The following is a 9,808-nucleotide window of genomic DNA, read 5'->3' on the forward strand; positions in this document are numbered from 1 at the left end:
CGCGGTCGCACATCTCCGCGGTGCCGATGCCGTCTATCGCGCCAGCAGAAATGCAAGCGCGATGACCAACAGGACGGCCGTCGTCATGACGGCCGTCACGGCCCCGGCGATGGGCTTTCTCTCGGGCGGTGGTGGGATGCATGCAGCCCGCATGCTACCTCATGTTGAACTTCGGTCCAATGTGTGGTCAGTAGCCATCCCCGCTGCGTTACGCGCCCGCGTCCCTTCGAAGGCAGCTCCATAACCGAAGACATCAGCGACGGCTGGGCCGCGTCAGCGGCTGCCTGGATCATCGAGCAGGGGCAAGATGGCGACTATGGTCGCCGCTTCGTGCTGGACGCGCCGTTGAGGGAGCGCATCGAAAGGCGCGGTTTTCGCAATGCGCTCGATGTCGGCTGTGGGGAAGGGCGCTTCTGCCGCATCATGCAGCGCGCCGGCATCCGCACCACCGGCATCGATCCGACCGAGGCGTTGCTCGCGCGCGCCAGAGAGCTCGACCCTGGCGGGGATTATCGACTCGGTCGTGCCGAGGCGATGGATTTCGATGCGAGCTTCGAACTGGTCGTCAGCTATCTCAGCCTGATCGACATGCCCGATCTCGACGTGGCAATCACCAGGATGGTGGCGGCGCTGCGCCCGGGCGGCACGCTGCCGATCGCCAATCTGACCAGCTTCAACACCGCGGGCCAGCCCGACGGCTGGACACGCGACGGCGAGGGCGACATGCGCTTCGCGATCGATCACTACATGGACGAGCGCCCGATCTGGGTGAGCTGGAGCGGCATCCGGATCCAGAACTGGCATCGTCCGCTCAGCACCTACATGACGCTGCTGCTCGACCAAGGGCTCCAGCTGCGCCTGTTCGTCGAGCCGGAGCCCGCGGGCGGCGACCCCAGCAGAAACGCCTTTCATCGCCGCGTGCCCTACTTTCATGTGATGGAGTGGCAGAAGCCGGCTTGAGTGGCGATGCCGGTGATTTCTGACACGACGTCATGTGTAGAATGCGCTCGCGATGGAATCTGGATTTGGAATCCTCCGATGATCTCCCGCCGCCCTCCCGTGCTCGCCCACGAACGTTACCTTGCCGACCGCGACAATTTCGCGGGCCTCGATCTCGCCGCGCGGTTCGAGCGGATCGAGCGCACCAACCTTTGGGGCGCGGCCACTTCGGTGTCGGGCCTTGGCTCGGAGGACCCCGCGACCGCCGCGATCCGGGAGGCGCTTCCTCCATTGCTGCGGCGGCTCGGCGCGCGCTCATTGCTGGATGCGCCCTGCGGCGATGCCGGATGGATTGGCCGGCTCGAGCTCGCTATCGATTATACCGGCATCGACATCGTGCCGTCGCTGATCGAAGCCAACCGCATGCGTGTCGCGCGCGGCGGTTCATCGGGCCACTTTCTCGTCGCCGACATCACGCGCGATGCGCTGCCGCGCGCGGACATCATTCTCTGCCGCGACTGTCTGGTGCATCTGAGCTTTGCGAATATCGATCGTGCCCTCGCGCAATTTCGGATGAGCGGCGCGCGCTTCCTGCTGGTCACCACCTTTCCCGAATGGGAGGAAAATCGCGATTGCGAGGACGGCGATTGGCGCGCGCTGAACATGGAGAAGGCGCCGTTCAACTGGCCACCGCCACGCGAGCTGATCAACGAGCGTTGCGAGGAAGGCGGTGGCGGCTGGCGCGACAAGAGTCTCGGGCTGTGGCGGCTGGAGGATGTCCGATGATCGATGCCAGATGCAGTTGCGGCGCTGTTTCACTTTCGCTTCCGGGACCGACCAGGCTGGTCGCGGCCGGCGTTCGGTCAGGGACGCTGCCTTTCGTTAGACGGCGTTCCTGTCGTCTGTATCGGTTCACCGGGTGCACGGTCCAGCGGCGGGTGAGGCCTGGCGAGTCCTACCGTTCCCGGAGGTGCGTCATTGCTGGCGGTACGGGTATTGACGCGCTCTAACGTGACTGTCGATGCAACCACAATGGCGATGGCCAACGCGACAGCGGATAGGGCTAAGGCTGCTCGATCGTTCGGGTCCATCGCTAGACTCCGCGAGACGGCTCTATGGTGGGAGGATAACGCCACAGGGATGATTTGGTTCTTGCGGCGGTCGGCCACGACGTGGTGTCGGCTAAACCAATGGTGCCGGCTGAGGGGATTGAACCCCCGACCTTCGGTTTACAAAACCGCTGCTCTACCGCTGAGCTAAGCCGGCGCCGCTTAGATGCGGGGCAGGGCTCGGATTGCGCCGGAGCTGTCTGCCCGTGCGCGCCGCAATACCAGACTTGATTGGAAAGTGCCAGAACCGGAAGGTTGCCATCGCAAGACACGAATCAGGCGGCCTGAGGCCGCCTGATAGGTTGCGTTCGCTTGAGCCCGCCTTACTGGCAGATGTGCCGGCGGCCGTCTGCGCCCTTGAAGTAAGTGCCGGGCGTACAGACGAAGCCGTTACGCTGGGCGTAGGTGCGGGTGTCCCATCCGCGATTGTCCCAGCCGCGGTCATAGGCGTAGGAATTGTCCCAGGCGCGGAATGGGGCGGTGGCAATCGCGCCGGCGGTGCCGATCGCGGCGCCGGCGACGCCGGCCGCGACGTCAGTCGGCCAGAAGCCGGTGCGGCTCCTGTTCCAGTCGTTATACCGGTCGGCATTGGTCTGACGATAGGACCCGCGGCGATGGCGGTATCCGCTATCGGTGTACGGGTTTCCGGGGCCGAGGTTCTGGCAGTTGGCATTGGGGAATTGCGCCGAGCAGCGGCCCGGATTGGTGACGACCGCCTGCGCCATGGCAGAGCCTGCCAGCATGGTCGCTGCAATCGCCGTGGCCCCGAGAAGCTTGATGTTCATGGTTCGTCGCTCCCATTTTGTTGACGGGAGCTAAACGCTGACGGCGCCGGACGTTCCGATGCAACCCTGGGATTTCTTGCAGGCGAACAGTCAAACGGATGTGAGCACAGCGGCTGTTCCGGCGGCGGTGGCCCGCGCCGTTAACGCTTCGCTAGTTCGCTGTGCAGCATTTGAGTGGCGCGCAATCCTTGCACGTTAGGCTTACCGGAATTTGGTGAGCAGGCCTTAACCCTCTCTGCGTCCCGATCGGTTAGGTTGTGTTCCGGATAACCCGGGGTCTCCTCCTCATGCGCGCTTTGGCGCTCGCCGCCTTTCTGATCGGACTGCCTGCGACGGCGATTGCCGGCGGGTTCGATATCGTCGTTCCCGGCCGTCCCGGCGTGCCGATCATCATCAACAACATCGACGCGTCCTATAGCGTGGTCGAGGGTGTCTGGGGCCTCGGCAAGAACCAGCAGGTACAGCCCACAATCTATGGTGGACGCTATATCGCCGAGCGGCAGCCCGACGACGTTGGCCACTACTATCCGACGCTGGGTCTGCGGCCCGGCTACGGCCGGCTCGAGGTCGAGCCGCCCGCGAACCGCAAATTGCCGAAGCCCGCCGAGAGCTACCATCAAAGTTGGGGCGCGTCGTCCGCGCCGCTGCCGCCGCAGATGGACGTGCCCGTCGATCCGCCGCCGGTGATCTACGCGCCCGAGATCAACGACCGTCCTCGGCCCCCTCGGCCGCGGCCGCACACAGAGCTGCCCGGCAAGCCGCCGGGTTGAGAAACGCGAAAATCCGAAAAACGGAAATCAACAGGAGAGAGTAATGCGTCAGATGATTTCGGGACTGGTCGCGGCAACTGCCGTGATGTTTGTCGGGGCTGCGCCTGCCGCGGCCTGCGGCTTCGCCACGTGCGCGCCGGTTGCGCCGGTCTATACCGGCTGCAACACCGGCTGCGGCGGCTATGGTTACGGCTACGGCTATGGCTATGCCGCCTTTGAGCGTCTCGCCGAGCCGACCACGCAGTATTACTATGTGAACCAGGGCCCGACCTATACCGGACCGGGCGCCTTCGCGCCGTATCCGACCTACCGTGAGGACGCAGTCGTTGCGCCTGCCAATTATGGCTATGGCTATGGCTATCGTGCCGCTGCGGTCGCGCCGCCGGCCGCTTATCCCTATCGCCGCCCGTACTTCCGTCCGTATCGCTACGGCTACGGCCCGCGCTATGGCTATCTGCCGCGCGTGCACTACGGCCACACTCCGCGCTACGGCTATGCCCATCGCCACGCGCCGCACTACTACGGCGGTCACCGCGTGCTGCGCCGCTATTACTGATCTCTGATCGGTTGAGATTTACGAAGCGCCCGTTCGCGTCATGCGGACGGGCGTTTGCTTTTTGCAGCGTCGTCGCCGTGATGGCTAGGTCGACAGCCCGCCTTCGCCTATCGGCTACGGCGTGGCAGCCTTCGCTCGCTTCGCACAATGATGTGTTGGGATGGCCTGCCTAGCCGAAGCTCGCGAAGCGAGAAGGCTGGTGGGGGAGGCAGGACTCGAACCTGCGAAGCCATGAGGCGGCTGATTTACAGTCAGCTCCCTTTGCCACTCGGGACACTCCCCCGCTCGACGGCAGCACAATCGGGCCGGACCTTGCCGGCGGACCGAAGACGGCCATGGAACGTGAAGGCCGCGGCAACCCGGATCGGGGCGCGACCGGGCGCGTTTATGGGCGAAGCGGTGGGGCAAAGTCAACCGACGCGAACAGCTAAAATCGCCCCGGAAGGCATCCAAATTGCCATATTCCGGCGCCCGTGACACAAGCGAGCCCATGAAGGAACGAAAATTTGCCCCCAAGGGCTCCCGAGGCGGGGCTAAGCCCTTCAACAGGCCGGGAAAATCGGCCGGCCGGCCGGCCTGGCGCGACCGCGATTCGCAATCCGACGGGCCCGTCATCCTCTATGGCTGGCACACCGTCACCATGGCGCTCGCCAATCCTCAGCGCCGGATCCGCAAGCTGACGCTGACCGAGAATGCCGCAAGGCGGCTGGCGGAGGAAAACATCGCGACCCACGTCGCGCCTGAGATCGTGCGGCCCCAGGAGATCGACCGCTTGCTGTCGCCCGACGCCGTGCATCAGGGCCTTCTCGCCGAGGCCGATCCTCTGCCTTCGCCCGACATCGAAACCCTGAAGCAGGAAGGCATGGTGCTGGTGCTCGACCAGATCACCGATCCGCACAACGTTGGCGCCATCCTGCGCTCGGCCGCGGCCTTCGCGGTGAAGGCAATCGTCACCACCGCGCGTCACAGCCCGGAAGCCACCGGCGTGCTCGCAAAAGCCGCCTCCGGTGCGCTCGAACTCGTGCCTGTTGTCACCGTGCAAAACCTCGCCCGCGCGCTGACCGCGCTCAACGAGCGCGGCTTCCAGACCGTCGGCCTCGACAGCGAGGGCACCGAGAATCTTGCGGACGTCGCACTGCGCGAGCCGCTTGCGCTCGTGTTGGGGGCCGAAGGCAAAGGCCTCAGGCAATTGACCCGCGAGACCTGCAGCGTCGTGGCGCGGCTCGACATGCCCGGCGAGATCAAGAGCCTCAACGTCTCCAACGCAGCCGTACTCTCGCTGTATGTCGGCGCGAGCCGGCTAGGGCTGATGAAGTAGACGAAACGCTACCCCATCATCTCCCGCACCATCGGCACCACCTTCCGTCCATAAAGCTCGATGCTCCGCATCAGCTTGTCGTGCGGCAATGGTCCCGCCGAGTACTTCAACTGAAACCGCGAAATGCCGAGCGCCTTTGCGGTCTTCGCGATCTTCCGCGCCACCGTTTCCGGCGAGCCGACATAGAGCGAGCCATGTTCGGCCTCGCTGACGAACTCGTCGCGCCCCATCGGCGGCCAGCCGCGTTCCTTGCCGATGCGGTCGCGCATCGCCTTGTAGTCGGGCCATAGCTCCTCGCGCGCCTGCGCATCCGTTTCGGCGACGTAGCCCGGCGAATGCACGCCGATCGGCTGGGCCGGGCGGCCGAACTCCTTGAACGCGCGGTGATAGAGATCGACGTAAGGCGCAAAGCGCGCGGGATCGCCGCCGATGATCGCGAGCATCAGGGGCAGGTCGTAATGCGCGGCGCGCACCACCGATTGCGGGCTGCCGCCGACGCCGATCCATGTTTTGAGCGTGCCGTTCTCGACCGGCGGATAGACCCGCTGATCCCGCAGCGGCGGACGCAGCTTGCCATCCCAGGTGACCGGCTGCTGCGACAACAGCGCGGCGAACAGATCGAGCTTCTCCTCGAACAGCTCTTCATATTTCCGCAGGTCGAAGCCGAACAGTGGGAAGGATTCGGTGAACGAGCCGCGGCCGAGGATCACCTCGGCACGTCCGTTCGAGACCGCATCCAGCGTGGCAAAGCGCTGGAACACGCGTATGGAATCGTCCGAAGACAACACCGTCACGGCCGAGCCGAGATGGATGCGCCTGGTGCGCGATGCGATCGCCGCGAGCACGGTTTCCGGCGAGGAGATCGCGAAATCCGCGCGGTGATGCTCGCCGAGACCAATGAAGTCGAGGCCGAGCTCGTCAGCCAGCACCGCTTCGTCGACGACGTTGCGGATCACCTGCGCATGCGAGATCATGGCGCCGGACGCATCTCTTGTGACGTCGCCAAAGGTATCCAGTCCGAATTCGAGCGGTGCGGTCATCGATCAGGTCTCTGTGGGAGGATCGACCAGACTTAATGGACCGCGGCCGCGCGACAAGTCGGGTTTCGGAAATGCTCGGTTTCCGTTTGTGAATGCTACCGCGAGATCCGCACCACCATCTTGCCGAGCGCAGCGCGGGTCTGCATCGTCTTGAACGCCTCGCGGAAATCTTCGAGCGGGAAGACGCGACCGACCACAGGCTTCAGCTTGCCGTCGGCCAGCCAGCTCGTGAGATCCGACATCAGGCGCTTCTGCGTCTCGGGCTCGCGTGTTGGAATCTGCGCAAGGTCGACGCCGAGCAGGGCGCCGCCTTTCAGCAGCGGAAGATTGAACGGCAGCGCGGGGATCGCGCCGGCGGCAAAGCCGACCACGAGATGGCGTCCGCGCCACGCGATCGAGCGAAAAGCCTGCACTGAGATGTCGCCACCGACGGGGTCGAAGATCACGTCGGCGCCATGCCCCCCTGTCAATTCCTTCAGCGTGTCGCGCCAGCCGGTCTGTGTGTAGTCGATCACCGCGTCGGCGCCGTGTTGTTGAGCGAACTCGCGCTTGTCCGGGGTCGATGCGGCTGCGATCACGCGGGCGCCGAGCAGCTTGCCGATCTGGACTGCCGCGATTCCCGTGCCGCCGGCCGCGCCAAGCACGAGAAGCTGCTCGCCTGCGCAGAGCGAGGCGCGCGCACTGAGCGCATAGAGCGCGGTCAGGTAATTGGCGCGAAATGACGCGGCGATCTCGGCCGCGACGTCATCCGGCAGGGGATGGACCGCTTCAGGCTTGACGACGATCTCTTCGGCAAGCGCGCCGGATCGCGTCATGCCCATCACGCGCATCCCGGGCTGATAACCACCGGGCCTGCCGGGAGCTTCGTCCACGATCCCCGCGAACTCCGTTCCGGGAATGAAGGGCAGGGGATCCTTGGTCTGGTAAAGGCCCTGGATTTTCAAGCCATCAACAAAGCCGATCCCCGCCGCCTCGACCCGGATGCGCAACTGACCGGGCTCCATGGGCGGGTGTGGGACGTCCTTCAGCTCGATTTGATCGATGGGCGCGTATTGCTCGACGACGACGGCCTTCATGTCGGATCCCTGTTGTTCCGCTTACTCTAACAGGTTCCTGGGCCAGCCTCTTGCGTCTACCGCCACATCCCCCGCATCTTGGCCCCGATGTCGATCTTCGGCCCCTGCGCCGCGGTGCGCGCGGCGCCCGCCGCGGCCTTCGGCCAGGCGGTGCGCTCGAACAGATAGACCAGGGATTCCGGGATGAACCGGGTGCGCGAGGCGTAGACGTGGCGGTCGCCCTTGGCGGCCTGGCCATGGACGAAGAAGCGCTGTGGCACGACGAGATGGAGATCGTCCTTGGCGCGCGTCATCGCGACATAGAGCAGGCGGCGCTCCTCCTCGAGCTCGGCGCTGGTGCCGGCGCCGAGATCTGACGGCATGCAACCGTCGACGACGTTGAGCACGAACACCGATTTCCACTCCTGGCCCTTGGCCGAGTGGATGGTGGAGAGGATCAGATAGTCCTCGTCGCGGAGCGGCGGTCCGGATTTGTCGCTGGTCGCATCCGGCGGATCGAGCGTGAGCTCGGTCAGAAATTTCTCGCGCGAGGCATACCCGCTCGCGATCTGCTCGAGCTGCATCAGGTCGGCGCGGCGCGTCTCGGAATCCTCGTGGATGCGGTCGAGATGCGGCTCGTACCAGAGCCGCACGCGTTCGAGATCGACCGGCCATTCCGAATAGCGCAAATTTTCGACCGTGCGGACGAAGTCGGTCCAGTCGGCGCCGGTACGCGCCGGCACCGGGAGCCGCCCGAGCGCGGCAAGCGGGTCGGTGCTCTCAGCCATCTGGTCGAGCACGCGCTGTGCGGTCGCGGGGCCGACGCCCGGCAGCAGGTGCAGGATGCGAAAGCCGGCGACGCGGTCGCGCGGATTCTCGGCGAAGCGCAACAGGGCCAGCACGTCCTTGACATGCGCGGCATCGAGGAATTTCAGCCCGCCAAACTTGACGAAGGGGATGTTGCGGCGGGTCAGCTCGATCTCCAGCGGACCTGAATGCGAGGAGGTGCGGAACAGCACCGCCTGGTGCTTGAGCAGCGCGCCTTGCTCGCGGCTCGCCAGCACCGCTTCGACGATGTAGCGCGCCTGGTCGGCCTCGTCGTGCACGGTGACGAGCTGCGGCTTCTGCCCCGAGGTGCGGTCGGTCCAGAGATTTTTTGTGAAGCGCTCGCGGGCGAGGCCGATGACGCCGTTTGCCGCCGACAGCACTGCCTGCGTCGAACGGTAGTTGCGGTCGAGCGTGATCATCTCCGCGCGCGGAGAAAAGCTCTGCGGAAACTCCAGGATGTTGCGCACGGTGGCGGCGCGGAACGAGTAGATCGACTGCGCATCGTCGCCGACAACGGTGAGGCCGCGCCCGTCGGGCTTGAGCGCCAGCAGGATCGAGGATTGCAGGCGATTGGTGTCCTGATATTCGTCGACCAGCACGTGATCGAAGCGGCCGCCGATCTCTTCCGCGATCAGCGCGTCGCTCATCATCTGCGACCAGTACAGCAGCAGATCGTCATAATCGAGCACGTGCTGCGCCTGCTTGGCCTCGACGTAGGCGGCAAACAGACCCTTCAGCTCGGTGGCCCAGCCCGCGCACCAGGGATAGTGCTGGGCGAGCACCTTCTCTATCTCCATCTCGGCATTGACGCAGCGGGAATAGATCGACAGGCAGGTGCCCTTGGCTGGAAAGCGGCTCTCGGTCTTCGACAAACCGCGCTCGTGCCGCACCAGGTTCATCAGGTCGGCGGAGTCCTCGCGGTCATGGATGGTGAAGGCGGGATCGACGCCGATCCGCTCGGCATATTCGCGCAGGAGCCGCGCGCCGATGCCGTGGAAGGTGCCGGCCCAGGTCAGCGCATCGCGCATGATCGCGGCATTGTTCTCGCCCAGCACTTTGCGGGCGATACGTTCGACGCGGCCGGCCATCTCCGCCGCCGCGCGGCGGGAAAATGTCATCAGCAGGATGCGGCGGGGATCGCTGCCTGCGACGATCAGATGCGCGACGCGGTGGGCCAGCGTGTTGGTCTTGCCGGAGCCGGCGCCGGCGATGACGAGCAGGGGGGCACCCACGGTCGCGCCTTCGGCCACGCCATGCTCGACGGCGCGGCGCTGCTCCGCATTGAGCGTGTCCAGATATGTCGCCACGAATCGCCCCGGTGAAAGGATGAGAGTCGGCGATCCCAGGGCGAATCGCAATGCGGCTGGACGGAACTGGAATTAGGATTTAGGGGGAAGAGGCCCTTTGG

Annotated in this window: 9 protein-coding genes and 2 tRNA genes; 5 read left to right on the forward strand and 6 right to left on the reverse strand. The window is 65.2% G+C overall.

Features of this window, described 5'->3' with window-relative positions; genetic code table 11:
- The first annotated feature begins 240 nt into the window (after positions 1 to 240).
- Positions 241 to 960 (forward strand): class I SAM-dependent methyltransferase, encoded by a 720-nt coding sequence (locus tag ACVIIV_RS21175; protein ID WP_456748788.1) that lies wholly within the window; start codon positions 241 to 243, stop codon positions 958 to 960.
- 78 nt (positions 961 to 1,038) lie between these two features.
- The gene (locus tag ACVIIV_RS21180; protein ID WP_456745899.1) at positions 1,039 to 1,725 is read left to right on the forward strand and encodes a class I SAM-dependent methyltransferase; all 687 of its coding nucleotides are present in this window, start codon (positions 1,039 to 1,041) and stop codon (positions 1,723 to 1,725) included.
- A 405-nt stretch (positions 1,726 to 2,130) separates the two neighbouring features.
- Here ACVIIV_RS21180 and ACVIIV_RS21185 read toward each other — a convergent pair.
- A tRNA-Thr gene (locus tag ACVIIV_RS21185) sits at positions 2,131 to 2,205 on the reverse strand.
- A 166-nt stretch (positions 2,206 to 2,371) separates the two neighbouring features.
- On the reverse strand, positions 2,372 to 2,833 hold the full coding sequence (locus tag ACVIIV_RS21190; protein ID WP_456745900.1) for a hypothetical protein: 462 nt from the start codon (positions 2,831 to 2,833) through the stop codon (positions 2,372 to 2,374).
- A gap of 287 nt (positions 2,834 to 3,120) precedes the next feature.
- Here ACVIIV_RS21190 and ACVIIV_RS21195 point away from each other — a divergent pair, with 287 nt between their 5' ends.
- Together ACVIIV_RS21195 and ACVIIV_RS21200 are read left to right on the forward strand one after the other, a co-directional pair.
- The gene (locus ACVIIV_RS21195) at positions 3,121 to 3,603 is read left to right on the forward strand and encodes a hypothetical protein (RefSeq protein WP_456745901.1); all 483 of its coding nucleotides are present in this window, start codon (positions 3,121 to 3,123) and stop codon (positions 3,601 to 3,603) included.
- A gap of 43 nt (positions 3,604 to 3,646) precedes the next feature.
- Positions 3,647 to 4,159 (forward strand): hypothetical protein, encoded by a 513-nt coding sequence (locus ACVIIV_RS21200; protein WP_456745902.1) that lies wholly within the window; start codon positions 3,647 to 3,649, stop codon positions 4,157 to 4,159.
- A gap of 197 nt (positions 4,160 to 4,356) precedes the next feature.
- Here the strand turns inward: ACVIIV_RS21200 and ACVIIV_RS21205 are convergent.
- Positions 4,357 to 4,442: transfer RNA gene (locus ACVIIV_RS21205), tRNA-Tyr, on the reverse strand.
- 207 nt (positions 4,443 to 4,649) lie between these two features.
- Between ACVIIV_RS21205 and rlmB the strand changes: the two genes are divergently transcribed.
- Positions 4,650 to 5,477 (forward strand): 23S rRNA (guanosine(2251)-2'-O)-methyltransferase RlmB, encoded by an 828-nt coding sequence (rlmB, locus tag ACVIIV_RS21210; protein WP_456745903.1) that lies wholly within the window; start codon positions 4,650 to 4,652, stop codon positions 5,475 to 5,477.
- Positions 5,478 to 5,485: 8 nt separating this feature from the next.
- On the opposite strand, the gene ACVIIV_RS21215 is transcribed toward rlmB, so the two are convergent.
- The 3 genes from ACVIIV_RS21215 to ACVIIV_RS21225 form a co-directional block, all read right to left on the reverse strand.
- Positions 5,486 to 6,517 (reverse strand): LLM class flavin-dependent oxidoreductase, encoded by a 1,032-nt coding sequence (locus ACVIIV_RS21215; protein ID WP_456745904.1) that lies wholly within the window; start codon positions 6,515 to 6,517, stop codon positions 5,486 to 5,488.
- A 95-nt stretch (positions 6,518 to 6,612) separates the two neighbouring features.
- Positions 6,613 to 7,593: an NADPH:quinone oxidoreductase family protein gene (locus ACVIIV_RS21220; protein ID WP_456745905.1), complete on the reverse strand. Its 981-nt coding sequence runs from the start codon at positions 7,591 to 7,593 to the stop codon at positions 6,613 to 6,615.
- Positions 7,594 to 7,649: 56 nt separating this feature from the next.
- On the reverse strand, positions 7,650 to 9,707 hold the full coding sequence (locus ACVIIV_RS21225; protein WP_456745906.1) for an ATP-dependent helicase: 2,058 nt from the start codon (positions 9,705 to 9,707) through the stop codon (positions 7,650 to 7,652).
- Positions 9,708 to 9,808 lie beyond the last annotated feature (101 nt).

It is taken from the genome of Bradyrhizobium sp. USDA 4354 (assembly GCF_054060315.1).

What these genes read in the sequence shown, in the direction of transcription:
- ACVIIV_RS21215 (WP_456745904.1), bottom strand. Translation starts at nt 6,517, where the DNA reads ATGACCGCACCGCTCGAATTCGGACTGGATACCTTTGGCGACGTCACA.
- rlmB (WP_456745903.1), top strand. Translation starts at nt 4,650, where the DNA reads ATGAAGGAACGAAAATTTGCCCCCAAGGGCTCCCGAGGCGGGGCTAAG.
- ACVIIV_RS21200 (WP_456745902.1), top strand. Translation starts at nt 3,647, where the DNA reads ATGCGTCAGATGATTTCGGGACTGGTCGCGGCAACTGCCGTGATGTTT.
- ACVIIV_RS21220 (WP_456745905.1), bottom strand. Translation starts at nt 7,593, where the DNA reads ATGAAGGCCGTCGTCGTCGAGCAATACGCGCCCATCGATCAAATCGAG.
- ACVIIV_RS21180 (WP_456745899.1), top strand. Translation starts at nt 1,039, where the DNA reads ATGATCTCCCGCCGCCCTCCCGTGCTCGCCCACGAACGTTACCTTGCC.
- ACVIIV_RS21190 (WP_456745900.1), bottom strand. Translation starts at nt 2,833, where the DNA reads ATGAACATCAAGCTTCTCGGGGCCACGGCGATTGCAGCGACCATGCTG.
- ACVIIV_RS21195 (WP_456745901.1), top strand. Translation starts at nt 3,121, where the DNA reads ATGCGCGCTTTGGCGCTCGCCGCCTTTCTGATCGGACTGCCTGCGACG.